This window comes from Oscillochloris sp. ZM17-4, from assembly GCF_019599295.1.
Classification (GTDB): Bacteria; Chloroflexota; Chloroflexia; order Chloroflexales; family Chloroflexaceae; genus Oscillochloris.
Genome location: NZ_JAIEWN010000039.1, coordinates 31,717 through 56,770, shown reverse-complemented (window position 1 = coordinate 56,770; position 25,054 = coordinate 31,717). Strand labels below are relative to the sequence as shown.

The 25,054-nt window shown below is 68.7% G+C and carries 22 protein-coding genes and 1 pseudogene; 18 read left to right on the top strand and 5 right to left on the bottom strand.

What is annotated here, in order from left to right:
- From K2Z83_RS21770 to K2Z83_RS21760, 3 genes are all read left to right on the top strand, one after another.
- The coding region (locus K2Z83_RS21770) for an ABC transporter permease (RefSeq protein WP_220597284.1) at positions 1-831 on the top strand (831 nt) is incomplete at its 5' end.
- Positions 832-971: 140 nt separating this feature from the next.
- Entirely contained in the window at positions 972-1,877 is a 906-nt protein-coding gene (locus K2Z83_RS21765; protein WP_220597283.1) for an ABC transporter permease, read from the top strand.
- A gap of 51 nt (positions 1,878-1,928) precedes the next feature.
- Positions 1,929-3,608 carry an ABC transporter ATP-binding protein gene (locus K2Z83_RS21760; protein WP_220597282.1) on the top strand — a complete coding sequence of 560 codons (1,680 nt, stop codon included), beginning with the start codon at positions 1,929-1,931 and terminating at the stop codon, positions 3,606-3,608.
- Positions 3,609-3,718: 110 nt separating this feature from the next.
- On the opposite strand, the gene K2Z83_RS21755 is transcribed toward K2Z83_RS21760, so the two are convergent.
- The 3 genes from K2Z83_RS21755 to K2Z83_RS21745 form a co-directional block, all read right to left on the bottom strand.
- Positions 3,719-5,461 carry a hypothetical protein gene (locus K2Z83_RS21755; RefSeq protein ID WP_220597281.1) on the bottom strand — a complete coding sequence of 581 codons (1,743 nt, stop codon included), beginning with the start codon at positions 5,459-5,461 and terminating at the stop codon, positions 3,719-3,721.
- A 53-nt stretch (positions 5,462-5,514) separates the two neighbouring features.
- Positions 5,515-6,279, bottom strand: a complete 765-nt coding sequence (locus tag K2Z83_RS21750; protein WP_370650251.1) for an ABC transporter ATP-binding protein — start codon at positions 6,277-6,279, stop codon at positions 5,515-5,517.
- 226 nt (positions 6,280-6,505) lie between these two features.
- Positions 6,506-7,246: an RNA polymerase sigma factor gene (locus K2Z83_RS21745; protein ID WP_220597279.1), complete on the bottom strand. Its 741-nt coding sequence runs from the start codon at positions 7,244-7,246 to the stop codon at positions 6,506-6,508.
- Positions 7,247-7,686: 440 nt separating this feature from the next.
- Here K2Z83_RS21745 and K2Z83_RS21740 point away from each other — a divergent pair, with 440 nt between their 5' ends.
- The 13 genes from K2Z83_RS21740 to K2Z83_RS21680 all read left to right on the top strand — a co-directional run bounded on the left by K2Z83_RS21740 (position 7,687) and on the right by K2Z83_RS21680 (position 20,543).
- On the top strand, positions 7,687-8,313 hold the full coding sequence (locus tag K2Z83_RS21740; protein ID WP_220597278.1) for an NAD(P)-dependent oxidoreductase: 627 nt from the start codon (positions 7,687-7,689) through the stop codon (positions 8,311-8,313).
- Positions 8,314-8,361: 48 nt separating this feature from the next.
- Complete coding sequence (locus K2Z83_RS21735) at positions 8,362-9,066, top strand: MBL fold metallo-hydrolase (protein ID WP_220597277.1); 705 nt, start codon at positions 8,362-8,364, stop codon at positions 9,064-9,066.
- Positions 9,067-9,173: 107 nt separating this feature from the next.
- A complete protein-coding gene (locus K2Z83_RS21730; protein WP_220597289.1) occupies positions 9,174-9,446 on the top strand; it encodes a GlsB/YeaQ/YmgE family stress response membrane protein in 273 nt (90 codons plus the stop codon).
- A 192-nt stretch (positions 9,447-9,638) separates the two neighbouring features.
- The gene (locus K2Z83_RS21725; protein WP_220597276.1) at positions 9,639-12,449 is read left to right on the top strand and encodes an adenylate/guanylate cyclase domain-containing protein; all 2,811 of its coding nucleotides are present in this window, start codon (positions 9,639-9,641) and stop codon (positions 12,447-12,449) included.
- 131 nt (positions 12,450-12,580) lie between these two features.
- The gene (locus tag K2Z83_RS21720) at positions 12,581-13,384 is read left to right on the top strand and encodes an ABC transporter ATP-binding protein (protein ID WP_255604393.1); all 804 of its coding nucleotides are present in this window, start codon (positions 12,581-12,583) and stop codon (positions 13,382-13,384) included.
- 257 nt (positions 13,385-13,641) lie between these two features.
- Positions 13,642-15,588: a long-chain fatty acid--CoA ligase gene (locus K2Z83_RS21715; protein WP_220597275.1), complete on the top strand. Its 1,947-nt coding sequence runs from the start codon at positions 13,642-13,644 to the stop codon at positions 15,586-15,588.
- A 38-nt stretch (positions 15,589-15,626) separates the two neighbouring features.
- Entirely contained in the window at positions 15,627-16,508 is an 882-nt protein-coding gene (locus tag K2Z83_RS21710; RefSeq protein WP_220597274.1) for a branched-chain amino acid ABC transporter permease, read from the top strand.
- 70 nt (positions 16,509-16,578) lie between these two features.
- Positions 16,579-17,631 (top strand): branched-chain amino acid ABC transporter permease, encoded by a 1,053-nt coding sequence (locus tag K2Z83_RS21705; protein WP_220597287.1) that lies wholly within the window; start codon positions 16,579-16,581, stop codon positions 17,629-17,631.
- Between the two features lie 52 nt (positions 17,632-17,683).
- On the top strand, positions 17,684-17,824 hold the full coding sequence (locus K2Z83_RS21700; protein ID WP_220597273.1) for a hypothetical protein: 141 nt from the start codon (positions 17,684-17,686) through the stop codon (positions 17,822-17,824).
- 41 nt (positions 17,825-17,865) lie between these two features.
- Complete coding sequence (locus tag K2Z83_RS21695) at positions 17,866-19,101, top strand: ABC transporter substrate-binding protein (RefSeq protein ID WP_220597272.1); 1,236 nt, start codon at positions 17,866-17,868, stop codon at positions 19,099-19,101.
- A gap of 73 nt (positions 19,102-19,174) precedes the next feature.
- Positions 19,175-19,666, top strand: coding sequence for an ATP-binding cassette domain-containing protein (locus K2Z83_RS21690; RefSeq protein ID WP_255604391.1), 492 nt, complete (start codon positions 19,175-19,177; stop codon positions 19,664-19,666).
- Complete coding sequence (locus tag K2Z83_RS30135) at positions 19,572-19,802, top strand: zinc ribbon domain-containing protein (RefSeq protein ID WP_220597271.1); 231 nt, start codon at positions 19,572-19,574, stop codon at positions 19,800-19,802. The genes K2Z83_RS21690 and K2Z83_RS30135 overlap by 95 nt, the downstream gene beginning before the upstream one ends.
- A 123-nt stretch (positions 19,803-19,925) precedes the next feature.
- Complete coding sequence (locus K2Z83_RS21680; RefSeq protein WP_220597270.1) at positions 19,926-20,543, top strand: Uma2 family endonuclease; 618 nt, start codon at positions 19,926-19,928, stop codon at positions 20,541-20,543.
- On the opposite strand, the gene K2Z83_RS21675 is transcribed toward K2Z83_RS21680, so the two are convergent.
- Positions 20,536-23,292 carry a CHAT domain-containing protein gene (locus K2Z83_RS21675; RefSeq protein WP_220597269.1) on the bottom strand — a complete coding sequence of 919 codons (2,757 nt, stop codon included), beginning with the start codon at positions 23,290-23,292 and terminating at the stop codon, positions 20,536-20,538. The two genes, K2Z83_RS21680 and K2Z83_RS21675, sit on opposite strands and share 8 nt — an antisense overlap.
- Complete coding sequence (locus K2Z83_RS21670; protein WP_220597268.1) at positions 23,282-23,968, bottom strand: carboxypeptidase-like regulatory domain-containing protein; 687 nt, start codon at positions 23,966-23,968, stop codon at positions 23,282-23,284. The genes K2Z83_RS21675 and K2Z83_RS21670 overlap by 11 nt, the downstream gene beginning before the upstream one ends.
- 148 nt (positions 23,969-24,116) lie before the next feature.
- Here K2Z83_RS21670 and K2Z83_RS30130 point away from each other — a divergent pair.
- Positions 24,117-24,569, top strand: a pseudogene (locus K2Z83_RS30130) (phenylacetate--CoA ligase family protein); the annotation flags it as partial.
- A 72-nt stretch (positions 24,570-24,641) separates the two neighbouring features.
- A complete protein-coding gene (locus tag K2Z83_RS30125; RefSeq protein ID WP_370650250.1) occupies positions 24,642-24,992 on the top strand; it encodes a hypothetical protein in 351 nt (116 codons plus the stop codon).
- Positions 24,993-25,054 lie beyond the last annotated feature (62 nt).

The following is a 25,054-nucleotide window of genomic DNA, read 5'->3' as shown; positions in this document are numbered from 1 at the left end:
GGCGGGCCATTTGACGAGGCCCAGATGCCGCTGTCGGCGGCGGCCAAGGCGAATATCCTGCGCAAGTACGGCCTCGACAAGCCGCTCTATGTGCAGTACCTGCTCTATATGGGCAACGCCCTGCGCGGCGACTTCGGCATCTCCTTCCAGAGCCCCGACGAGACGGTGATCCAGCTGATCGCGCGCACATGGCCGGTGAGCATCCAGCTTGGCGGGCTGACCGTGATCTTGGCCATGGGCACCGGGCTTGCCCTGGGGACGATCGCCGCTGTCCGTCAGAACACATGGGTCGACTATGTCGTCACCACCTTCGCCACCCTCGGCCTGACGGTGCCGAACTTTGTGGTGGCGATCTGGCTGATCCTGATCTTCGCCGTCCAGCTGCGCTGGCTGCCGGTGGGCGGCTGGGGCGACGACTGGCGTCAGATGATCATGCCGGTGATCGCGCTGGGCCTCGGCCCGATGGGTATCACCGCGCGCTACACCCGGTCGAGCCTGGTTGATGTGATCGGCGCCGACTATATCCGCACGGCGCGGGCCAAGGGTCTCAACGAGCGCATGGTGCTCATGCGCCACGCCTTCAAGAACGCGCTCATCCCGATCATCACCGTGCTCGGCCCGCGCATCCCCGACCTGATCACCGGCACGATCTTCATCGAGACGATGTTCCGCGTGCCCGGCCTCGGCAAGTTCTTTGTCACCAGCGTCACCCAGCGCGACTACCCCATGATCATGGCGGTCATGCTGCTGATCGCCGCCGTCTGGGGCTTTGTCTATCTGCTGACTGACCTGCTCTACACGGTGATCGACCCCCGGATCCGGCTGTCGTAAGGTCGTAGGTCACAGAGGCGTCGCCAGCCGTAAGGCCGAAGCATTCGCCCCTGATCCATCGTAAAGACCGAAGTCATCCGCTGCGAATGCTTCGGCCCTTCGGCCCACCCCGAGCCACCCATCCATAACCAGGAACACCCATGAGCGCCATCGTAACCGAGAAGACATCATCCTCCGCCGACACCCTGATGGATAGGCAGAAGTCGCGCAACCTGTGGAGCGACGCGGCGCGGCGCTTTGCGAAGAACCGGCTGGCGATGGCGGCCTTCGTCGTGGTGATGCTGCTGATCTTCACCGCAGTCTTCGCAAACTTTCTGGCCCCCGCCCCCTACGACTTCGCCGTGCTCAAGGATGCCCGCAAGTTCCCCAGCGCCGAGCACTGGCTCGGCACCGACGAGGTCGGCCGCGATATGCTCAGCCGGATCATCTACGGCGCGCGGATCTCGCTCACCGTGGGCTTCTCGGTCCAGGCGATCGCCCTGGTGATCGGGGTCTCGCTCGGCCTGGCCGCCGGCTTCCTCGGCGGCTGGGTGGACTTCCTGATCGCCCGCGTGATCGAGGTCTTCACCGCCATCCCGCAGGTGCTCTTCGCGCTGTTCCTGGTCTCGATCTTCGGCAGCAGCATGCAGAATGTGATCCTGGCGATCGCCCTGATCGGCTGGGTCGAGATCTGCCGGCTCACCCGCGCCCAGATCTTCGCCCTGCGCGAGCGCGAGTTCATCGAGGCCGCCCGCGTGATCGGCACGCCCAACATCCAGATCATGTTCCGCCACCTGCTGCCCAACGCCCTCACCCCGCTGATCATCGCCGTGACCCTGGGCATCCCCACGGCGATCTTCACCGAGGCCGGCCTCAGCTTCCTCGGCCTCGGCATCAATGACCCCCTGCCCAGCTGGGGCAAGATGGTCGGCAACTCCTTCTCCTACATCCGGGTCTACTGGCACCTCGGCGTCTTCCCCACGCTGATGATCGCCATCACCATGCTCAGCTTCTCGCTCGTCGGCGACGGCCTGCGCGACGCGCTCGACCCGCGCGCGAAGAAGTAGCCCGGCCGGCGGGTTGACAAGGGCGGGCGGCGGGCGCATCATGCGCCCCACATGATCGAGCTATCGCACGTCTCCTACAGCTACCCGGGCGCGTCCGCCCCCGCCATCAGCGACCTCTCGCTCCGCATCGACGAGGGCGAGTTTCTGCTTGTCTGCGGCCCGAGCGGCGCCGGCAAGAGCAGCTTCCTGCGCGCGCTCAACGGCCTCGTCCCCCACTTCTACGGCGGGCGCTTCTCCGGCAGCGTGCGGCTCTGGGGCCGCGACACGCTCCAGCACCAGCCGCGCGACCTGGCTGACCTGGTGGGGTTTGTGTTCCAGGACCCCGAGAGCCAGTTCGTGGTCGATGTCGTCGAGGATGAGATCGTCTTCGGCATGGAGAACCTGGGCCTGCCGCAGACGATTATGCGCCGGCGGGCCGAGGAGGTGCTCGACCAGCTCGGGATCGCCCACCTGCGCCGCCAGCGCGTCTCGGCCCTCAGCGGCGGCGAGAAGCAGCGCGTCGCGATCGCCGCCGTCCTCGCCGCCCAGCCCCGCGCCCTCGTCCTCGATGAGCCCACCAGCCAGCTCGACCCCCACGGCGCCGAGGAGGTGCTCACCGCCCTCCAGAAGCTCAACGCCGACCTCGGCCTGACGATCATCCTCTGCGAGCACCGCCTGGAGCGCGTGGTGCAGTACGCGGATCGGATCCTGTTCTTTCCGGGGGTTGGGAGTTGGGGGCTGGGGGCTGGTGAGAGCGGGCCAACCCCCAACTCCCAACCCCCAACCCCCACCATCGGCCCGACCCGCGAGATGCTCGGCCAGATCGGGCTGGTGCCGCCGCTCCAGGGGCTCGGCCGGGCGCTCGGCTGGCAGCCGCTGCCCCTGACGATCAAGGAGGGCCGGGCCTTTGTGGCGAGGCAGCCGCTAACCGATAACCGGCAACCGACCGCCGCATTCAACATTCAACATTCAACATTCAACATTCGCCTGCAAGGCGTGACGCTGCGCTACGGCGATCACGAGGCGCTCTACCGGCTGAGCCTGGCGGCGCGGCCCGGCGAGCTGCTGGCCCTGATGGGTCGCAACGGCAGCGGCAAGAGCAGCCTGCTCAAGGCGCTGGTCGGCCTGGCCCGCCCCAGCGAGGGCCGGGTCGAGGTCGCCGGCCGCGACATCGCCCGCGTGCCCACCGAGGAGCTCGCCCGCAGCGTCGGCTATGTGCCGCAGGACCCGCGCAGCATCCTCTACCACGACACGCTGCGCGAGGAGCTGGAGTTTACGCTGCGAGGCAGGGGACAGGGGACAGGGGACAGGGGACAGGTGGCGGAAGATAGGATACAGGGGACGCTTACGTCGCTGGGCATCGCCCACCTGGCCGAGGCCTACCCGCGCGCCCTCAGCGGCGGCGAGGCCCAGCGCGCGGCCCTGGCCGCCATCCTGGTCGGCGACCCGCAGATCCTCCTGCTGGACGAGCCCACCCGCGGCCTCGACTACAGCGCCAAGGCCGACCTGGCCGGGCTGCTGCGCGCCCTCTGCGCCGCCGGGCGCACCGTGATCATGGCCACCCACGACGTGGAGCTGGCCGCCGCCTGCGCCGACCGGGTGGCCCTCCTGGGCGACGGCGAGCTGGTGGTGGAGGGGCCGGCCGCCGAGGTGCTGGGCGACAGCCTCTACTTCTCCCCGCAGATCGCCAAGCTCTTCCCCGGCAGCGGCTGGCTGACCCTGGAGGACGCCCTGGGCGGGCTGTCGCCCTAAAAGCCAGTGTTGTGCTGGGCACGGCGAGGGTGTGGGAGAGCTTCGCTCTCCCACAAAAAAGCCTGATGGTGCTACGCCGCGCCGCAGCACCATCAGGCTTTAAGGTGAGGTTACACCTCGATCCGCTCGAGCCCGCGGGCGCCCATGATCATGCTGCCCCAGCAGATCGCGCCGGTGAGCAGGGCGGCCAGGGTCCAGCCGAGTAGGCTGGCTCCAGCGGATGCCGCCGCGCCGCCGGCCATGCCGCCGAGGGCCGCGCTGCCCACCACCGTGCCCACCATCAGAGTCAGATAGACCGGGTAGAAGATCGTCCCCAGGCAGCCCGTCTGCCAGGTGGACTGCTGCTGCGGGTTCTCCCAGTTCAGTCTGGGGAAGGCCGCGCCCAGGCCGATGGTGAATGCCGCGCAGCCGATGCCGGCGATCATCAGCAGGAGCCACTGTTCGATGATGAGGGCCGGCGCGGTGTGGCGCAGGGCGGCCAGCAGGGCCAGGAAGGGCGTGCCGATGGCCGGGAAGGGCAGGTAGGCCAGGGCGAACTTGCCGATCAGGATGTGCGTCGGGCTGACCGGTGCCAGCTTGAGGATCCAGAAGGCCTTGCCCTCGCGGCTGATGCCGGTGCCGGCCAGCGCGCTGGAGATCGACAGGCAGATGAAGAAGGCGATCCCCGCGCTCAGCAGGTCGCTCAGCTGGCGCAGGGCGGCGGGGATCTCCGCCTCGGCCGCCGGGTCGGGCGGGCTGGCGATCAGCCGGAAGGTCCAGATCCCGGCCAGGGCCACCGGGAAGATCAGCTGCTGGAGGTTGCGTAGGTCGCGCACGAACAGGCGCAGGTCTTTGGCGAGGATGGCGCGCGAGTCCGGGGGGAGCAGGCGGGCCAGAGGCGACCATGCGGCCGTCGCCGGCCTCCGGCCTCCGGCCTCCGGCCTCCTGGCCCGCCCGCGCCCGCCCTGGGTGGCCATACTGCTCCAGCCGTCGTAGTAGAGCCGCTCGGACAGCAGCAGGCAGCCGAGGAAGACCCCGGCCGAGGCGACGACAAACAGGCCGCCGAAGACGATCAGCGCGAGCGCGTCGCCGGTGCCGGCGGCCACCAGGGCCCGCCCGGCCCATGCCGAGGGCAGCAGCGGGAAGTTGCTGGCCAGCAGGGCCTGCAGGCTGCCGGGGCTCGCCACCGCCGGGGCCACCTCGCTGGCGAACTGGCTGATCACATAGAAGCTGATGCCGATCAGGCCGCCGATCACGCTGACGATCTCGCGGGCGCGGCGGGCCGGCAGCACGCGCACCACGGCCATCACCAGCAGGGCGCCGATGCCTGCCGGCAGCAGGGGCAGCATCAGCAGGGCCAGCACCGCGCAGACGAGGTAGAGCGGGCCGTAGCCCATGCCGCGGCCGTAGCCGAGCAGCACCGGTCCGACCAGGGCGATCAGCAGGGCGTACTGCGTGATCAGGCCGCCGAAGAACTTGACCACGAAGACGGCGCGCATGGGCACCGGGGCTACCAGGAGCATGTCCATATCGCCCGAGAGGTAGAGCGAGCTGAGCAGCCCGCTGAAGCTGGAGAGCACCAGCAGCAGCAGGGAGCCGAGCAGCACCACGCTCGGCAGCGCGTCCAGGTAGGGCGTGAAGTCGGTGGGCAGCCCCGGGCTCTGGGCGGCCGCCTCTTGCAGGATGCCGGCGAAGTCGGGGCTGCGGATCGCCCCCACCAGGAAGCTGACGAAGTTGTAGATCCCGAACGAGCCGATGCAGAGCAGGGCGGTCAAAAAGACGAGGCCGATCTTTCGGCGCAGCCTGCCGCGCCACAGCGAGTTGCGCGTGATCAGAAAGCGGGTGCGCACCAGCACCCAGATTGCGTTGATCATATGTTCATGATGCGCGCGCTGATGTCGCCTTCGGCGACATCAGCGCGCGCATCTTATACCAGCGCCTCGGCGACAGCCGCATCCTCAGCGCCGCCGGTGAGGTTCAGGAAGATATCCTCAAGCGAGGAGTCGCCGCCGGCGCGCAGCTGCTCCAGGGTGCCGGCGGCGATGATCGCGCCCTTGCTGATGATGAAGACGCGGTCGCACATGCGCTCGGCGATCTCCAGGATGTGAGTTGACATAAACACCGACGTGCCCTTGTCAGACACATCGCGCAGGATGTCCTTGATCAGGCGGGCGCTGCGCGGGTCGAGGCCAACGGTGGGCTCATCGAGGAAGAAGGCCCGCGGGCCGTGGAGCAGGGCGCCAGTGAGGGCGGCCTTCTGGCGCATGCCGTGCGAGTAGCCGCCGAGCAGCTCGTCGGCGCGGTCGGTGAGCCCGAAGAGGCCCAGCAGCTCCTCGCCGCGCCGGCGGGCCGTGGCCCGGTCGATCTGGTAGAGGCCGGCCATAAAGTCGATGTACTCGCGGGCGCTGAGCTTCTCGGGCAGATAGGGCTGGTCGGGCACGTAGCCGAGCAGCGCCTTGGCCTTGAGCGGCTCCTTCTGGATGTCGAACCCGCCGATGCGCGCCGTCCCGGCGCTGGGCTTCAGCAGGCCGATCAGCATCTTGATCGTCGTCGTCTTGCCGGCGCCGTTGGGGCCGAGGAAGCCGACGATCTCGCCCGGGGCGATCGCCAGGTCAACCCCCTTGACGGCGAGGGTGTCGCCGTAGCGCTTCTGCAGGCCCTCGGCCGCGATCATCGGCGCGGCGCTATCCATCTCGTGCATAGACGCTCCTTCAGATTAATACGCAGGCATTGTAGCACGCAAAGAAGGGGGGTTTCTGGGAGAGCAGATGCTCTCCCAGAAACCCCCCTCCCGGATGGGGGCGCGTGCGGCGCCGAGTGCCGATTCAAGCAGCCTGTTTGGAGTGGCGGCGACGCAAGGCTGGATTGCAGCGCCCACCCCCCGACTCCCAACTCCTAACCCCCGCGCTGAAAGCGCACTAGTACAGCCCCTTCAGCTCGGGGCTGCGGCGCAGGCGGACGAGGATGTTGCGCTTGAGCGCGTAGACCTCGGCCACGTCGCCGAAGAGGTCGCCGCGCGCGGCGAAGATGTCGCCGGGCTTCATGCCCAGCAGGAAGGAGCTGCGGACGAGCACCCGCTCGGCCTCGCTCTGGAGCATGCCGTCCACCAGCTGCCAGAACTCGGCGCGGCTGACGCGCTCGGTGGCCTCCTCGTCGGCGTGGGAGAGCTTCTGGGTGTTCCAGTTGATGCACTCCTCGGGCAGCAGGTCGGCGTAGGAGTGGGCGCGGGCGCTGTCGATCACCACGCAGCTGGCGCAGCGGCGCAGGTAGTTCAGCAGCGCGGCCAGGCTCGGGAAGGAGCCGAAGCGATCGGCCGGGATGGCCTTCCAGAAGCGGGTGAAGGCCGCGCTCACGAAGAAGTCGCTCGTCTCGCCGCTCACGGTGAAGGCGCCGGTGCGGCGCACCCAGTGCTCGACGAGCTGGAAGTAGTGCTGGTAGATGTGCTCCCAGGCGTCCTCGCTGCGCTCGACCAGCGCGCGGCGGAAGAGCTCGTAGGCGAAGCTCGGGTCGTAGTCCTGGTGCGTGTAGAAGAGCCGGCTCTCTGTGGCGCAGTGGCGCATCAGGGTGCCGAGCTCCATCCGGCTGAGGTCGATCGCGCTGCTCGGGTGGGCGCCGCTCAGCGGGGCGGCGGGCTGGGCGCTGCTCATCGTCTGCATCATCTCGGGCCTCCTCTGGTCTGTCTCGGCTACTCCATTCGCTAAGACCAGGGTACCCCGACGCGACGCCGTTTTAGAGGCTGGGAACCTTCCGGAAAGCTGACGAAACGGGGAGGTTCGGGCCGCGGCCCGCGCCTCCCCGTTTTTCTGCTATGATGTTGGGGCGCAGCAGCGCCGCGCTGCTGCGCCCTTACGGCAGCGCCGCGCTTTATGGTTTATGTTGGGGCGCAGCAGCGCCGCGCTGCTGCGCCCTTACGGCAGCGCCGCGCTTTATGGTTTATGTTGGGGCGCAGCAGCGCCGCGCTGCTGCGCCCTTACGGCAGCGCCGCGCAGCGCCGCGCTGCTGCGCCCCGCTGCTGCGCCCTTACGGCAGCGCCGCGCTGCTGCGCCCTTACGGCAGCGCCGCGCTGCTGCGCCCTTACACCTACACGAGAGATTAGGCTATGCGGATTGTGCTCTTTGGGGCGACGGGCGGGCTGGGCGGCCTGGTGCTCGCCGAGGCGCTGGATCGCGGGCACGCGGTGACGGCGGTGCTGCGCGAGCCGGCCCGCCTCGCGGTGCGCCACGCGCGCCTGGCGGTTGTCGCGGGCGATGTGCGCGACCACGCCGCCGTGGCCGGGTTGATCGCCGGACATGACGCGGTGGTGAGCTGCATCGGGCCGGGGCTGCTGGGCGGCGGGCTCGATGTGATCAGCGCCGGGATGGCGAGCATCCTCGCCGGGGTGCGGGCCTCGGGGGCGCGCCGGGTCGTAGCCGTGGCGGCGGCCGGCATCCTCCAGGAGGACGGGGAGACGCTGATGCGCGATGCGCCGGGCTTCCCGCCGGCGCTGCGCGCGATCTCGGCGGAGCACCTGCGGGCCTACGAGCTGCTGCGCGCCTCGGGGGCGCGCTGGACGCTGGCCTGCCCGCCGACGATGGCCGACGGCGAGGGGACGGGCGGCTACCGCGCCGAGCGCGACTACCTGCCCGAGGGCGGCGAGCGGATCGCCTATGCTGACGTTGCCCTCTTCATCCTCGACGAGCTGGAGAGCGGGGCGTTTGTGGGGTCGCGGGTGGGGATCGCAGACTAGGGGCGTAGCCGCGCGGCGCTGCTGCGCCCTAACATGAGGAGCTGATATATGCGGCGGATTGTGCCGGGTCTCTACTCGCTCACTGGCCTGACCGTCGGGCGGGTCTATCTGATCACCGAGGGCGATGGGCTGACCCTGATCGACGCCAGCCTGCCCTTCGCGGCCGGGCAGATCCTGGGCCAGATCCGCAAGCTGGGCTTTGCGGCGACCGACGTGCGGCGCATCCTGATCACCCACGCGCACCCCGACCACGTGGGCGCCCTGCCGGCCCTGGTGGAGGCCACGGGCGCAGAGGTCTGGGCCTCGCGGCTGGAGCGGCCGGTGATCGAGGGGGCCATCCCGATCATGCGGTCGACAGACCAGCTGCGCGGCGTCGCCCAGCTCATGGCCGCGGGGGAGCCGATGCGCTTCCCGCGCGTGCCGGTGGCCCGCGAGCTGCGCGACGGCGAGGCGCTGCCCGAGGTCTTCGATGGGCTGCAGGTGATCGCCACGCCCGGCCACGCGCCGGGGCACCTCTCGTTCTGGCACCCCGGGCGGCGGCTGGTCATCCTCGGCGATGTGATCATGCATCTGCCGACGCGGCTGCTGCTGCCCGTCGCGGCCTTCACCTACGACATGGCCGAGAACATCCGCTCGGTCGGCCGGGTGGCCCGCCTTGAGCCGAACATCGTCTGCTTCGGCCACGGCGCGCCGCTGACGGCCAGCGCCACCAAGCGGATCGGCGACTTTGCGCAGCGGGTGGGGGCGATCTAGAGTCAGTGCACCATGCACCTGGCACGGCTCTTGCTTATGAGCATGGCGTAGTTCAATCGAAATACGTCAGGGGCGACGCCCCTGCTCAACAGGAGGAGCTTCTTATGATCAACTTCATTCTCTGGCTGCTGTTCGGCGCACTGGTCGGCTGGCTGGCGAGCATCGTGATGAAGACGAACGCCCAGCAGGGCGCGCTGATGAACATCGTGGTCGGCATCGTCGGCGCGATGATCGGCGGGTTTGTCTTCGGCCTGTTCGGCGCCGGCGGGAGCAACATCAACAACAGCGACTTCAGCCTGGGCGCGCTGCTGGTGTCGTTCGTGGGCGCGGTCATCCTGCTCGGCATCGTCAACTTCTTCCGCCGCGGCAGCGTTCGCTAGATCGCTGAGGCACTGAGCCACTGAGCCGCACAGGCCGGCGCGCATTGCGCGCCGGCCTGTGCGATTCTTGCGCGCACAGGGAAGGTGCGGTATCTTTTAAAGCACACCTGACCACAACTATCAGCTGCACATCGGCGCGCATGTGCATTGGCGGGGGCTAACGGCCCCCGCTTCCCGTCTCTGGGAGACGCCATGACCACCACCGCCCCCCTTGAGGATCTGGCGAGCTACGTCCCGGCGCTCGTCGTGCGGCGCATGGCCGCCGACATGGGCGCGACGATGTCGCCATCGGTGGAGCGGATCCCGGCGGCCGCGCTCTTCGCCGATCTGTCCGGCTTTACGGCGCTCACCGAGCAGCTGAGCCTGCACAGCCCGGCGGGCACCGAGGAGCTGACCCAGATCCTCGACCTGTACTTCGGCCACCTGGTGCGGGTGGTGGCCGCGCACGGCGGCGACGTGGTGAAGTTCGCCGGCGACGGGCTGCTGGCCCTGTGGTACGGCGACGAGGATCTGCCCCTGCTGGCCCGGCGCGCGGTGCAGTGCGCGCTATCTGTGCAGATGGTGATGTCGCCCGATGTGTGGGGCAGCTTCGACGGCGCGCACGCGCCGGCCCCGCTGAAGATGCGGGTGGGCGTGGGCGCCGGCGAGGTGACGACCATGCATATCGGCGGGGTCTTCGGTCGCTGGGAGCTGCTGGTGACGGGCGACCCGGTGCGGCAGACGGGCTTCGCCGAGGCCCAGGCCCGGCCGGGCGATGTGGTGATCTCGGCGGAGGCCTGGCCCCTGGTGGCCGAGAGCTGTGACGGCGAGCCGCTGCCCTCGGGCGCGGTGCGCCTGGTATCGCTGACCGACTACCTGCCGATGCGCGGGCTGGAGACGCCCCCGCTGCGGGCCGGTATGGCCGACGCCCTGCGCTCCTACCTGCCGAAGGCCATCCTGGCGCGCATGGACGCCGGGCAGACGGCGTGGCTGACGGAGCAGCGGCAGGTGACGGTGCTGTTCGTGAACCTGCCCGACCTGTGGTCCGACACGCCGCTGCGCCAGGCGCAGAAGCTCATGCGCACGATCCAGTCGATGCTCTACCGCTTTGAGGGCAGCATCAGCCGGCTGGGCGCCGACGGCAAGGGGCCGACGCTGGTGGCGGCCCTGGGGCTGCCGCCCCTGTCTCACGAGGACGACCCGGAGCGCGGGGCGCGGGCGGCGCTGGCCATCCAGGCGGCCCTGGCCGAGCTGGGCTTCGCCTGCGCGATCGGGGTGACGACCGGCCAGGCCCTCTGTGGGGCGGTGGGCGGCGAGGCCCGCCGCGAGTACACGATGATGGGCTCGATCGTGAACCGCTCGGCGCGGCTGATGCAGGCCGCCGCAGCCCTGGCGGCGCGCGACGGCGGGCTCGCGATCCTCTGCGACGCCGCCACGGCCCACGCCAACCACCACGCCCTGCGCTTCGAGCGGCTGCCGCCGATCAGCCTCAAGGGTGTGCGCGATCCGGTGCCGGTCTACCGGCCCGTGTCCGACGCGGCGGCCCAGCCGGCGCAGGAGCCCGACGCGCACACCGGCGCGCTGATCGGCAGGCGCCGCGAGACGGCCCTGATCGCGGATCTGGTGGGCGACCTGGCCCTGCGCGGGCGCGGCGGCTCCCTGCTGATCGAGGGCGACGAGGGGATCGGCAAGTCGCGGCTGATCGAGGCGCTGCACGCGGCGGCGCGGGCCGCTGGGCTGCCGGCCTTCGCCGGCGCAGGCAGCCCGGTGGACACGGCGCCCTACGGGGCGTGGCGGCCGATCTTTGGCGCGCTCATCCCGACCGACGGGCATGCCGAGGGCGCTGGCTGGGCCGCCCGGTCGCTCGGCGAGGAGCTGGCCCCGCTGGCCCCGCTGCTCCGCGCCGTGCTGCACGTCGAGCTGGAGGACACGCCGATCACCGCCCAGATGGCCGGCCAGGTGCGCGCCGATACCACGCGCGAGCTGCTGGTGCGCCTGCTGGCCCGGGCCGCCCACGGCGGCCCGCTGCTGATCACGATCGAGGACGCCCAGTGGCTCGACGCGAGCTCGTGGGCGCTGCTGCTCGCCGCCGCCGAGCGGGTCGACCGGCTGCTGCTGGCGCTGGCCGCCCGGCCGATGCCCGACCCGTCGCCCGAGTACCAGCGCCTGGCCTACCTGCCCGGCACCCGGCGCATCCAGCTGGCCGGCCTCGACCCCGAGCAGGTGCGCGACCTGCTCGCCCAGCGGCTCGATGTCGACCGCGTGCCCCGCGAGGTCTGGCAGCTGATCGCCGCCCGATCGCGCGGCAACCCCTTCTTCTGCGAGGAGCTGCTGCACGCCCTGCGCGACAGCGGGCTGATCCTGGTGGCGGGCCGCGAGTGCCACGTGGTCGCGGGGTCGGGCGACCCCATCCAGGTGCTCAACAGCGTGCGCCTGCCCAGCACGGTGCAGGGGCTGATCACCAGCCGCATCGACCGGCTGAGCCCGGCGCAGCAGCTGACCCTGAAGGTGGCCAGCGTGATCGGCCAGGGCTTCACGCTCTCGGCGCTGAGCGCCATCCACCCGGTGGAGCGTGACCCGGCGGATCTTGTGGATCAGCTCTTCACCTTGCAGCAGACCGGGCTGGTGCAGATCGACTCCTTCGAGCCGGAGCTGGCCTACGTCTTCAAGCACGCGGTGGCGGCCGAGGTGGCCTACAACCTGATGAGCTTCCGGCAGCGCCGCCAGCTCCACCGCGTCCTGGCCGAGCGCTACGAGGCCGGCGACGAGGGCATGGCGGCGAACGCGGCGCAGCTGGCCTACCACTGGCGCCAGGCCAACGATCTGCCGCGGGCGATGGGCTACCTGGCCAGGGCCGGGGAGCAGGCGCTGCGGGCGGGCGCCTACAGCGAGGCCGGCGGGTTCCTGCGCGAGGCGATCCTGATCGCGGCGGGGCTGCCGGCGGGCGGGGGCGCCCCCGACCTGGCGACACAGGCGCGCTGGGAGCGGCAGCTCAGCGAGGCCGACCACGGGATGGCCGGCTGAGCGCATAGCGGCGGACACGCTGGTCCGCCCCTATGCGCCAGATTGCGCCCTGCGGAAAGTACCCCTATAATTGCCTGATAGTAGCGAGGTATAGATTCCTCGGCCCAAAGATGAGCCACAGGAAGATTTTGATGGCAGGTGACAACGGTGTACCGATGCCCGCGGCCCAGATGCAGATCGACAGCGTCGGGCTGAGCTTTGGCGGCGTGCGCGCCCTCTCGGGCATCAGCTTTAATGTCTACCCCGGAACCATCCAGGCGATCATCGGCCCGAACGGAGCGGGGAAGACCAGCCTGCTCAACTGCATCAGCGGCCTCTACAAGCCGCAGCAGGGGCAGATCCGCTTCGAGGGCCGCAACCTGATCGGCCTGGCCCCGCACGAGATCGCTCGCCTCGGCGTCGCCCGCTCGTTCCAGAATATCGAGCTGTTCCGCCACATGACCGTGGTCGAGAACCTGATGCTGGGCCGCCACGTGCATATGCGCGGCGGCGTGATCAGCGGCGGTCTGTACTGGGGCGCCGGCAAGCGCGAGGAGATCGTCCACCGCGAGTTTGTCGAGCAGGTGATCGACCTGCTTGAGATCCAGGACATCCGCAAGAAGACGGTGGGATCGCTCTCCTACGGCCTCCAGAAGCGGGTTGAGCTGGGGCGAGCGCTGGCGATGGACCCGCGACTCCTGCTGCTCGATGAGCCGATGGCCGGCATGAACAGCGAGGAGAAGGAGGACATGGCCCGCTTCATCCTCGATATCAGCGAGGAGCAGCGCACCACGATTGTGCTGATCGAGCACGATATGGGCGTGGTCATGGACATTAGCGACAATGTCGCGGTGCTTGAGTTCGGCCAGCTGATCGCCTACGGCACCCCCGACGAGGTTAAGGCGCACCCCGATGTGATCGCGGCCTACCTCGGCCACCAGCACGCCGCGCACTAGCAGCGTGACTCATAGACAATGATGGTTGTTACGCTCGTGCGAGCGAAGCTCGCACGAGCGTAACAACCCCTCCGCCCCAGACGTTGCAGAAGCCCTGCCCTCCGCCCTCTCTCCGCAAGCGGAGAGGGGGCGCTTGTGCTGCGAGTGCGTGGGTGTAAGATCTCCCCCGTGACAAACAGAGCCTTTTCGGTTATTATCTCTCATACCTTTTTGTTACCTAAACGATATGTGGCTTTTATCAGAGAGGATAAGAGCGTATGGGCGACGAGACCCTACCCCGCCTCCTCATGCACAACGTCGAGCAGTTGGGCGAGAAGGTCGCGCTGCGCGAGAAGGAGTTCGGCATCTGGCAGACGGCCACCTGGCGTCAGTTTGCCGACCATGTGCGCGCCTTTGCTATGGGCCTGAGCGCCCTGGGCGTGCGGCGTCACGATATCATCGCGATCATCGGCGACAACCGCCCCGAGTGGCTCTACGCTGAGCTCGGCGCCCAGGCCATCGGCGCGATCAGCGTGGGCATCTACCAGGACTCGGCCCCCGAGGAGGTGAAGTACATCCTCCAGGCCACCGACTCTCGCGTGATCATCGCCGAGGATCAGGAGCAGGTCGATAAGATCCTTGAGCTGTGGCCCGGGCTGTCCGGCGTGCTCAAGGTGATCTACTACGAGCCGAAGGGGCTGCGGAACTACGATGAGCCCTTTCTGGCGACCTTCTCCGCGATCGAGGAGCTGGGCCGCAGCTTCGACCAGCAGCACCCCGGCTACTTCGACCGCGAGCTGGCCCTGGGCCGCCCTGAGGATGTGGCCATGCTGGTCACGACCTCTGGCACCACCGGCAAGCCCAAGCTGGCGATGCTCACCCACAGCAATCTGATCAGCCAGGGCCGCGGTCTGCTTGAGGTGGACCCGCTCGAGTCCAGCGACGAGTTTGTCAGCTTCCTGCCGCTGGCCTGGGTGGGCGAGCAGATGATCACCGTCGCCGCCGGCATCCAGTGCGGCTTCACGATCAACTTCCCCGAGTCGGCCGCCACCGTGCAGGAGAATATTCGCGAGATCGGGCCACGGGTGATGTTCGCCCCGCCCCGGATCTGGGAGAATATGCTCTCGCAGGTGCAGGTGAAGACTCAGGACAGCACGCGCCTCAAGCGGGCCGTCTATGCGTGGGCGATGGCCCAGGGCTACGCGATGGCCGACTCGCGCTTCAGCGGCGAGCCCGCCGGCATCGGCCTGCGCCTGAGCTACGGGCTGGCCCGCCTGCTTGTCTTTGAGGCGCTGAAGGATCATCTGGGGCTGCGCTTCCTGAAGCGGGCCTACACCGGCGGCGCGGCCCTCGGGCCGGATGTCTTCCGCTTCTACCACGCCCTCGGCGTGAACCTGAAGCAGGTCTACGGCCAGACCGAGAGCTCGGGCCTGTGTGTGATCCACCGCGATGGGGCGATCAAATTCCAGACGGTGGGCACGCCGCTGCCCAACACCGAGGTGAAGATCGCCGAGAGCGGCGAGATCATGGTCAAGAGCCCGTCCGTCTTCATCGGCTACTACAAGAGCCCCGAGTCCACCGCCGAGACGATGGAGCAGGGCTGGCTGCGCAGCGGCGACGCCGGCTACTTCGACGATAACGGCCAGCTGATCGTGATCGACCGGGCCAAGGACGTGATGACGCTGCACGACGGCACCAAGTTCTCGCCCCAGTTTATTGAGAACAAGCTCAAGTTCAGCCCCTACGTGAAGGAGGCGGTGGTCTTCGGCGGCGACTGGCCCTTTGTGACGACGATCATCAACATCGACTTCGCCAACGTGGGCAAGTGGGCCGAGAGCCGCCAGATCTCGTACACGACCTACACCGACCTAGCCCAGAAGCCGCAGGTCTATGCGCTCATCCGCAAGGATGTGGAGCGGGCCAACGGCGATATGCCCGACGCCGCCCGGATCAGGCGCTTCCTGCTGCTGCACAAAGAGCTTGACGCCGACGACGGCGAGCTGACCCGCACGCGCAAGGTGCGCCGAAATCTGGTGGCCAAGCGCTACCAGGAGATTGTGGACGCGCTGTACGGCGACCGGCCGGATGTTGAGATCGAGACGACGATCACCTATCAGGACGGGCGCACGGCCCTGCTGAAGACGAAGCTGCATGTCGAGGAGATGGACGAGGGGCCAAGGACGAACGCCGACAAACGAACTGCCAGCGCGGCCAGCGCCCGCTGAGGCCCGGCTCTCCCCCATCGCCCTTCGGAGCAACGACTATGGAAAAATTCATCCAGCTCAGCCTTTCCGGCGTCGCCAACGGCGCGATCTTCTCGCTCGTCGCCCTGGGCTTCGTGCTGATCTACAAGAGCAGCGACGTGATCAACTTCGCCCAGGGCGAGCTGCTCATGATCGGCGCCTACCTGACCTACATGACCGTGCAGCAGTTTGGCCTCTTCTGGCCGATTGGCGTGGTGGTGGCGGTGGCCCTGGCCGCTGTGGTGGGCGCGATGATCGAGTCGCTGGTGCTGCGGCCGCTGATCGGCGAGCCGGCCATCTCGGTGATCATGGTCACGATCGGCCTCTCGTCGCTGCTGCGCGGCATCGTGGGCGCGATCTGGGGCGTGACGCCGCTGCCCGCGCCGCAGTTTCTGCCGCGCGACCCGGTGAAGATCCTGGGCGCGAGCGTCGGCCTCGATAAGCTCCTGGCGATCGGCCTGGCCCTGCTGCTCTTCGGGCTGCTGACGCTCTTCTTCCGGCGCAGCAACGAGGGCATCGCCATGCGCGCGGTGGCCGATGACCAGCAGGCGGCGCTGAGCATGGGCATCAGTATCAAGCGGATCTGGGCGGTGGCCTGGGCGATCGCCGCCGTCACCGCGGCGGTGGGCGGCATCCTGCTGATGAGCATCTTCGGCGGGGTCAGCGGCACGATCGGGCGGGTCGGCCTGCTGGTCTTCCCGGTGGTCATCCTGGGCGGCCTCGACAGCATCCCCGGCGCGATCATCGGCGGCCTGATCATCGGCCTGCTCCAGGCGTTCGCCGGCGGCTACCTGCCCCCCGAGCTGGGCCTGGGCGAGGTGGTCCCCTACGTCGTTCTGATCCTCATCTTGCTCGTCCGGCCCTACGGCCTCTTCGGCCAGACCCGGATCGAGCGGGTATAGCGGTAATCTTGAATGTTGAATGTTGAATATTGAATATTCAGCATTCAACATTCAACATTCAACATTAATTATGCAAAGCGGAACCTTCCACTCCTCGTACTCCAGCGACATGGGCCTGCGGCCCTACTGGCCGATGCGGCTGCGGATCATCCTGGTGATCGTGATCATGCTGGTCTTCCCCTGGTTCGCCGGGCGCTACTGGCTGAACCTGGCCAACACGATCGGCATCGCGGCGATCAGCGCGATCGGGCTGAATATCCTGGTCGGCTACACCGGGCAGATCAGCATTGGCCAGGGCGGGTTTATGGCCGTCGGCGCATACACCTCGGGCCTGCTCGCCGCCAACGCCGGCCTGCCGATGTGGGTCAGCGTCCCGATCGCCTGCGTGGTCACGGCCGTCGTGGGCGCCCTCTTCGGCATGCCCTCGGTGCGGCTCAAGGGGCTCTACCTGGCCATCGCCACCCTGGCCGCTCAGGAGATTATTATCTGGGTGCTGACCCACGGCAAGATCCTGGGCATCGGCGAGTCGCTGAGCCTGCCGCCCGAGACGAGCAACCTGTTCGGGCTGAGCCTGGCGGGCAGCACCGACTTTAACTTCTACTGGCTGATTATGGGCTGCCTGGTGCTGACGGTGATCTTTGTGAGCAACCTGTTCCGCTCGCGGGCGGGGCGGGCGATGGTTGCCATCCGCGACCAGGACATCGCCGCCCAGGTGATCGGGGTGGACCTGTTCCGCTACAAGCTGCTGGCCTTCGCCACCTCGTCGTTCTTCGCCGGGCTGGCCGGCGCGCTGACGGCCCACTACCGCGGGATCATCTCGTGGGAGCGCTTCACCATCGAGACGAGCATCCTCGTGCTGGCCATGATCATCATCGGCGGGCTGGGCAGCGTGTCGGGCGCGATCTATGGCGCGACCTTCATGACCCTGCTGCCGGCCCTGCTCTCGAACGTCAGCCGCGCGGCGAGCGGGGTCTTCCCCTCGTTCTCTAGCTACCTGCCCTACATCCAGCAGGGCGCCTTCGGCCTGGCGATTGTGCTCTTCCTGATCTTCGAGCCCGAGGGCATCGTCAAGATGTGGCGCAACGTGAAGGACTACTTCCGGCTCTGGCCATTTAGCTATTAGCTGGGGGTTGGGGGTTGGGGGTTGGGGGTTGGGAGCGTCGCATCAGTAAGCTATGCGCACACGCTGCAATCTGCAATCTGCAATCTGCAATCTGCAATCTGCAATCTGCAACCTGCAACCTGCAACCTGCAACCTGCAATCTGCAATTCCCCAGGGAGGGCCGGCCTCCCTCTTTGACCCAGGTGGCGAATGATGGGCGGGCGCCGGAGAGCGCCCCGAATGGAGGAAGCAAAGATGCTCACAGGACGACGGTGGTTCGGGACAATGGGCGCGCTGCTCGCGCTGACGCTGCTGCTGGCGGCGTGTGGGGCGGCGGCCCCGGCGACGGCCCCGGCGGCGGCCCCGGCGGGTGAGGCGGCCCCGGCGGCGAGCGGCGAGCCGATCAAGGTCGGCGCGATCTTCGACCTGACCGGGGCGACGGCCGACGTCGGAACCCCCTACTCGCAGGGACAGATTGCCTACATTGACTGGAAGAACGCCAACGGCGGCATCGCTGGCCGCCCGCTTGAGCTGATCAGCCAGGACTATGGCTACGATGTGGCCAAGGCCGAGGAGCTCTACACCCAGTTCATCGGCGAGAGCGTCGTCGTCTTCTCGGGCTGGGGCACCGGCGACACCGAGGCCCTGCGGCCCAAGGTCACCCAGGACAAGATTCCCTTCATCTCGGCCTCGTACTCGGCCGCCCTGGCCAACCCGGCCGAGACGCCCTACAACTTCCTCACCGCGCCCAGCTACTCCGACCAGCTGATCGTGGGGATGAAGTGGGCGCTGGAGGACTGGAAGGCCAAGGGCAACACCGACGCGCCCACGTTCGCCTACCTGATCAACGACAGCCCCTTTGGCCGCTCGCCCCTGGAGGACGGCACCGCCTTCGCCGCGGCCAACGGCGTGGCCACGCCGCTTGAGGTCCCCTCGCCCAGAGGCGCGACCGACCTCACCCCCCAGCTGACCCAGATCAAGGACTCGGGCACCAACTACGTCTTCATCCAGAACGTCTCCAGCCCGGCGGCCCTGGCGCTGAAGAACGCCAAGAGCCTGGGCCTGGACGTGCAGTTCGTCTGCCTGAACTGGTGCGCTAACGAGCTGCTGGTCAAGCTGGCCGGCCCCGACGCCAACGGCGTGGTGGGCACCATCCCCTTCAGCCCCGCCGGCCCCGGCGCCGAGGTGGCCCTGGCCTACGCCAAGGAGAAGGGCATCGACTTCGGCGGCGCCGATAGCACCTTCGTCCAGGGCTGGACGGCCATGTCGATCCTGCTTGCCGGCGTCGAGAAGACCGCCGCCGACGGCAAGGAGCTGACCGGCGAGAACATCAAGGCCAGCCTTGAGACCCTGAACAACTTCGACACCGGCGGCGTGACCCAGCCGATCACCTTCACGAGCACCGACCACGCCGGATCGAAGGCGCTGCGCGTCTTCCAGATCACGGATGGCAAGTGGGCGCCGATCACCGACTTCATGACCGCGAAGTAGGGATCTGCTTGTAGGGGCGCGGCGCGCCGCGCCCCTACGCATTCTTCTCGATGCAGTAGAAATAGTCCAGCATATGCTTGAACTTAACAACATTGAAGTTATCTACAGCGATGTCATCCTGGTGCTGAAGGGGCTCTCGCTTACGGTGAAGGAGGGCCAGATCGTAGCGCTGCTCGGCTCGAACGGGGCCGGGAAGAGCACGACTCTCAAGGCGATCTCGGGGCTGCTCAAGCCCGAGAACGGCGCCGTGACCGACGGCGAGATCCGCTTCCTCGGGCAGCCCATCCACAAGAAGGACGCGGCCTCGATCGTGCGGACGGGCATCTTCCAGGTGATGGAGGGCCGGCGGGTCTTCGAGCACCTGACGATCGACGAGAACCTGCGGGCCGGGGCCTACACCCAGAGGCACGCCGTGCTGCACGAAGATCTGCCATGTGGTGGCGATCGGGCGCTTCTTTGCCTCCTCGAACATGTGTGGCGCGTGTGGCTGGATACACGAATTGAATCTCTCCATGCGCGAGTGGGATTGCCTCAATCCTGCGTGCGGCGTGCATCACGACCGTGATCTGAACGCCGCACGAAACATTGACCGTGAGGGCAAGCGCCTGTTTGATGTGAGGGTCGCGGCGGGACACGCCGAGACACAAAATGCCTGTGGAGACTTGGTAAGCCCAATCGTCAGGATTGGCACGGGTCGATGAAGCAGGAAGCCCAAGCGCTTTAGCCTTGGGTATTTCACGTCTCCGCATATTTCATTGCCACCAATACCTACGGGAGCGTATACTGAGGATCTGAACAGAACCACACAGAGGGAACTCCAAGGTATGACAGTTCACACGCATGCAACAGAACTCCGCATCGTAGATCCTGACGATGACACAGTTCTCAGCCTTGCACCCATTCAGGGGCTCTGGACTGAGGAGCAATACCTTGTGATGACGGATCATAGCCGACGGATGCTGGAGTTCGACGACGGGTATATTGAGGTTCTACCGATGCCCATTCCCGAGCATCAAAAGATTCTGGCGCTCCTCTACGAGTTGTTCGTTGCCTTTGTCCGCCCGCGAGGTGGCATCACGCTTTTCTCGCCCCTGCGCGTTCAGATTCGTCCACGGAAATTTCGCGAGCCTGATCTTGTGATATTGCTCGATGCCAATGATCCGCGTCAACATAAGCGCTACTGGCTTGGTGTGGATGTGGCGCTCGAAGTGGTCAGCGCCGACGACCCTGAGCGCGACACGAGGGTCAAGCGGGCCGACTATGCCGAGGCGGGTATCCCCGAGTACTGGATTGTCAACCCGCTCAACCAGACGATCACGGTGCTGGTACTTGCGGGTGAGGTCTATGTGGAACACGGGGTCTTCCAGCGTGGGGATACGGCGACATCAACGCTGCTTGACGGCTTCAGGGTGAGCGTAACCGCTGTGCTGGACGCTAGGTGAGTTCAGCACAGCGAGATGGGTTTGTGGAAGGTATCGGCTCGATCCGCACATCCGCTGCGCGCATAAGTGGCTGGAGCGCGGCCCAGTAGTAGGGGTGGTCGTAGCCTGAGTCGCGCAGGGTGGCCTGGGCCTGCTGGATGGCCGCCGTGAGCGAGGCGCCGTCTCGCAGCGCGCCGTAGCAGCTCTCGACAAAGAGCCGCGCCGCCTCGGCGTCGATCTGCCAGAGCCCGGCGAGCACCGCCGTGACGCCGGCGGCCAGAAAGGAGCCGGAGAGCGCGAGCGCCAGCCCGCCCAGCGGGGCGACGGCGCTGGTCTCGCAGGCGCTCAGCACCGCCAGCGCGGTGCCGGTCAGATCCAGGTTGAACACGTCGGCCAGCAGCAGCGGGCCGTCGGCCAGGGTGATCGCGGAGAGCAGCGGCTGCTGGGGGTTCAGCCTCCCGTGGGCGCTGATGTGCAGCAGCGCCGCCCCGCGCGCGCCGGCCAGATCCGCATTGCTGGCCTGCGGCAGCACCCGCGCCGTGGGGAAGATGCGCGCGTAGGCGGCTAGCTCCGCCTCCACCTGCGCTGCGATGGCCGCATCGGCGCAGCCGAGGGCCAGCGGCGGGCCAGACGCAGCCGGCGGGCGCTCCAGCGCCAGCAGGGCGAGCGAAGGGACGAGGCTCAGGGTGTGACGCTGGCCCAGGTAGGGAGTCGGGCTGCCCCGCTCATAGAAGGCGGCCCAGGGCAGGTCGGCCAGCGCCCCGTCGGGGGCGAGGATGAGCGGCGCGTCGGCGGGCATGGTGCCCAGCGGGGCGACCAGCAGGTCGTGCAGCTCGGCGAAGATCGTATCGGTGGCCCGGCGCTGGGCCTGGGCGCGCGCCCGCCGCTCAGCGGGCGGCAGCTGCGCCAGCGGATGCAGCCGCAGCCCCAGGCGCTCGGCGGCATCGCGGATCGCCGCCGTCTTACCCAGCGTGACCCAGCGCGGCGGATCGGCGCGGGTCAGCACACAGGCCAGCGCATGGCGCTCGCCGAGCAGATAATCGACCGCGACCGCGCCCGGCGGGATCTGGGCCTGGATCGCAGCCAGCGAGGGCAGCGCTGCTGCGGGCCGCGCGGGCCGCGCACTCCGCAGCAGCGCCAGCGCGGCGCGGATCTGCTCCTGACAGACCGTGCGCTCAGCGTCGTCGGCAGCCGCGCGCAGCTGCGCTTCCCAGAAGAGCAGCGCGGTGCGCGCCTGCTGCCACGCCGGGTCGGGCCGGTCGACCTGGCGTGTCGCCCCCATCTCAGCCCAGATCCCGCCCTTCGCCGCAAGTAAGGCCGTGAGGGCCAGATCGGGCTGGCGCTCGCGCAGGTATGCCTCGACCAGGCGCGCGTGCAGCAGCGACTGGCTGGTGAGCGCGCGGGCCTTCAGCTCCTCTGACGACAGCCCGCGGCGCATGGACTCCGCCAGGTCGGCGGCGCGCTGGAGCGCCGCGCTCACGGCGCGGCCCCGCGCAACCGTCGCAAGCCCCTCCATCGCCTGCTGCTCCAACCCTGGCTGGCCGAGCGCCGCCGCCTGTGCGGCGAGCGCCCGATAGCGCGGGGCCGGGCTGGCGCGCAGTGCCGCCGCCAGTTCGGCGGCGATCAGGCCCGCATTGAGCGCGGCAGCTGGGGCATTGAGCGCTGTCAGTGCAGTGGCAGCCGCATCGGCCTGAGACAGCAGCGCCGCCATGTCCGTCGTCGGCTGGAGCGCCGGGTGCGCCTGGAGCGCGGCCATGGCCGCCCGCAGCGTGGGCGAGACCTGATCGGCCAGCGCGCGCGCCGGCGCCCGCAGCGACTCGCGGTCACGCACCAGCCAGCGCAGCTGATCGAAGGCCCAGGGCGGCAGGCTGCGCTCGGCGGTCAGGGTCATCTGGAGCGCCAGCAGGGCCGCCTCGCCGCTCTCCTCCGCCAGCTGGTGCGCCGCGAAGCGCTGCGCGGCGGCGCGGGCCGCCCGGTAGCCCTCCTCGTACATGCCCAGGCGCGCGTAGAGCAGCGCCTCCTCGACCGCCACCGTGGCCCCCTCGACCGCCAGCTCGGGGGGGAATCGCGCGCGGGCCTCCTGGAGCAGGCGCAGCGCCACGATCAGCCGATCTTGGAGCGTACACAGGCGGGCCTGGTTGACCGCGACCCGCGCAACCAGATCATCATAGCCCTCGGCCACCGCCAGATCGCGGGCGCGATCAAGCGCCGCGCTCGCCAGGTCCAGGTCGCCCAGAAACATCGCAGCAAACGCCTGGTTGATCTGGGCCATGATCGCGAAGTCGGGAGCTTCGCAGCGCAGCGCGGCCTGCTCGGCCTCGCGGGCGTAGGCAAGCATCGTCGCGTACTGGCCTCGGCGGGCCTCTAGCTCCGAGCGGTTGAGCAGCAGCGGGGGGAGCCGCTGGAGCAGCCCGTTGGCGCGCAGCGTCTCCTCGGCCTCGGCCAGCGCCGTGGCGCCCTCGTCAACCCGGCCGAGCCTAGCCAGCAGCGGCCCGCGGTTCACCTGCACGCGCGCCGCCAGCACGGGATCATCCCGGTACAAGGCGTAGGCCGCATCGAACTGCGCGAGAGCCGCCGCGCTCTCCTGGTGCATGTGGGCCAGCCCGGCGCACCAGTGGGCCTCGGCCACATCGGCGGGATGGCCGCTGGCATCGGCGAGCGCCCACGCCTGCTGCACCAGCCCCTGCACCGGGCGATAGTCGCCCTGGCTACACGCCGCGACAATCGCGTCCTTGAGCGGCTGGAAGGCCGGGCTGGCGCTACTGCGCATCGCCAAGCACAATCGGCGCGGTCAGCAGCACCCCGGCGTCGAGGCGAACCCGCAGGTGGTAGCTGCCGACCGCGAGGCGATCAAAGGTGAAGAAGCCGCCGCCGTCGGTGGTGCGGGAGCGCCGCCGACCATCGGGCGTGCGCAGCACCACCGCCGTCGCCTCCAGCGGCGCGCCGCGCTGCTCCAGGTAGCCGCGCAGCCGCCAGGAGTCGGCGGCCATCGGCAGGACACGCACGACCACATGCGCGGCCAGCTCGGTCGAGACCAGCAGCGTGCCGCCGCGATCATCATCGCCGTCGCCCTTCGTGCCAAATGCGCCGACCGGCGGCGTGGCCAGGAAGAGCGCGGCGGCGCCGCCGCCCGGCGCGCGGGCTCCCTCCAGCAGGTAGGCCATACGTGCGCGCCCGGCCGCGCTGACCCGCAGGTACGCGGCGACCCGCAGCTGCTGGCGCGGGGTGGCCTGCCCGGCGGCGACATCGGCCAGATCCTGCGTAGTGGGGATGGTCGTCTGCGGTGCCAGCGCGTGCAGCCGCTCGTTGGCCCGCTCCAGCAGCGCCAGCTCCTGCCGGAGCTGCGGCGAGGCGGCGAGCGCGGCGACCACATGCGGCAGCCGCTCGCCCTCCAGGTACCCCTGGAGCGCGCCATCTTCTATTACCACATCATCGGTGCTATCCACGGCAGCGCCCCCTTAGGATTTTTGATAGCAGATAGCAGATAGCAGATAATTAAGCCCGAAATATGCCCTATTTCCCGGCCCCGAGCCCGACGAGCCCGACTCGTGGCGCTGGGGGCCGGCCTTCCGCGCCGCCGGCTTCGGCCCCGGCGACGTTGTGCTGAACTGCTTCGGCTACCACCTCACGCCCGCCGGGATGATGTTCGAGGAGGGCGCCCGCGCCGCCGGCTGCGCGGTCATCCCCGGCGGCATCGGCGCGCAGGCCCAGCAGATCGAGGCCATGGCCGCCCTGGGCGTCACCGCCTACGCCGGGCTGCCCAGCTACCTCAAGGGCCTGCTCGATAAGGCCCAGGAGCTTGGGCACGACACGAGCAGCTGGCCGCTCTGCAAGGCGTTTGTCGCCGCCGAGCCGCTGCCGCCCTCGCTGCGCGCGCTCTTCGAGGAGCAGCACGGCATCCTGGTCTACGATGGCTACGGCACCGCAGAGACGGGCAACCTGGGCTACAACGGCCCCGAGCGCCTCGGCTGGCACCTGCCCGACGATGCCCTGGTGCAGGTCTGCGACATCAACACGGGCCAGCCGGTGCCCCCCGGCCAGACCGGCGAGGTGGTAGTGACGCTCTTCCGCCGCGACTACATCCTGGTGCGCCTGGGCGTCGGCGACCTGTCGGCGGTGATGGCCGACGCGCCGCCGGCCAGCCTGCCGACGCCGCGCCTGGTGGGCTGGCTCGGCCGCAGCGGCGACAGCGTGAAGGTGCGCGGCCTCTTCGTCCACCCGCGCCACGCCGACGAGGCGCTGCGGGCGCTGCCCGGGCTGGCCGCCTACCAGATCGTCGTCTCGCGCCACGAGCACCGCGACGAGCTGACCTGCCGCTTTGTCCCCGCGCCCGATGCCGACCCGGCCGATCTGGGCGACCGGATCAGCGCCGCGCTCCAGGAGGCGCTGAAGCTGCGCTGCCACGTCGAGCGGGCCGAGGCCATCGCCAGCGACGCCAAGCGATTCGTCGACGAGCGGACGTGGGAGTGAAAAATCGAGTTAGCGCGAATAAGCGCTGGGTCAAGCCCCACCGGCTGGCGACTGACGTCGCG

Excerpts from the sequence above, each read along its gene's own strand:
- K2Z83_RS21765 (WP_220597283.1), top strand. The coding sequence starts at position 972 with ATGAGCGCCATCGTAACCGAGAAGACATCATCCTCCGCCGACACCCTG.
- K2Z83_RS21760 (WP_220597282.1), top strand. The coding sequence starts at position 1,929 with ATGATCGAGCTATCGCACGTCTCCTACAGCTACCCGGGCGCGTCCGCC.
- K2Z83_RS21755 (WP_220597281.1), bottom strand. The coding sequence starts at position 5,461 with ATGATCAACGCAATCTGGGTGCTGGTGCGCACCCGCTTTCTGATCACG.
- K2Z83_RS21750 (WP_370650251.1), bottom strand. The coding sequence starts at position 6,279 with ATGGATAGCGCCGCGCCGATGATCGCGGCCGAGGGCCTGCAGAAGCGC.
- K2Z83_RS21745 (WP_220597279.1), bottom strand. The coding sequence starts at position 7,246 with ATGATGCAGACGATGAGCAGCGCCCAGCCCGCCGCCCCGCTGAGCGGC.
- K2Z83_RS21740 (WP_220597278.1), top strand. The coding sequence starts at position 7,687 with ATGCGGATTGTGCTCTTTGGGGCGACGGGCGGGCTGGGCGGCCTGGTG.
- K2Z83_RS21735 (WP_220597277.1), top strand. The coding sequence starts at position 8,362 with ATGCGGCGGATTGTGCCGGGTCTCTACTCGCTCACTGGCCTGACCGTC.
- K2Z83_RS21725 (WP_220597276.1), top strand. The coding sequence starts at position 9,639 with ATGACCACCACCGCCCCCCTTGAGGATCTGGCGAGCTACGTCCCGGCG.
- K2Z83_RS21720 (WP_255604393.1), top strand. The coding sequence starts at position 12,581 with ATGGCAGGTGACAACGGTGTACCGATGCCCGCGGCCCAGATGCAGATC.
- K2Z83_RS21715 (WP_220597275.1), top strand. The coding sequence starts at position 13,642 with ATGGGCGACGAGACCCTACCCCGCCTCCTCATGCACAACGTCGAGCAG.
- K2Z83_RS21710 (WP_220597274.1), top strand. The coding sequence starts at position 15,627 with ATGGAAAAATTCATCCAGCTCAGCCTTTCCGGCGTCGCCAACGGCGCG.
- K2Z83_RS21705 (WP_220597287.1), top strand. The coding sequence starts at position 16,579 with ATGCAAAGCGGAACCTTCCACTCCTCGTACTCCAGCGACATGGGCCTG.
- K2Z83_RS21700 (WP_220597273.1), top strand. The coding sequence starts at position 17,684 with ATGCGCACACGCTGCAATCTGCAATCTGCAATCTGCAATCTGCAATCT.
- K2Z83_RS21695 (WP_220597272.1), top strand. The coding sequence starts at position 17,866 with ATGCTCACAGGACGACGGTGGTTCGGGACAATGGGCGCGCTGCTCGCG.
- K2Z83_RS21690 (WP_255604391.1), top strand. The coding sequence starts at position 19,175 with ATGCTTGAACTTAACAACATTGAAGTTATCTACAGCGATGTCATCCTG.
- K2Z83_RS30135 (WP_220597271.1), top strand. The coding sequence starts at position 19,572 with ATGTGTGGCGCGTGTGGCTGGATACACGAATTGAATCTCTCCATGCGC.
- K2Z83_RS21680 (WP_220597270.1), top strand. The coding sequence starts at position 19,926 with ATGACAGTTCACACGCATGCAACAGAACTCCGCATCGTAGATCCTGAC.
- K2Z83_RS21675 (WP_220597269.1), bottom strand. The coding sequence starts at position 23,292 with ATGCGCAGTAGCGCCAGCCCGGCCTTCCAGCCGCTCAAGGACGCGATT.
- K2Z83_RS30125 (WP_370650250.1), top strand. The coding sequence starts at position 24,642 with ATGGCCGACGCGCCGCCGGCCAGCCTGCCGACGCCGCGCCTGGTGGGC.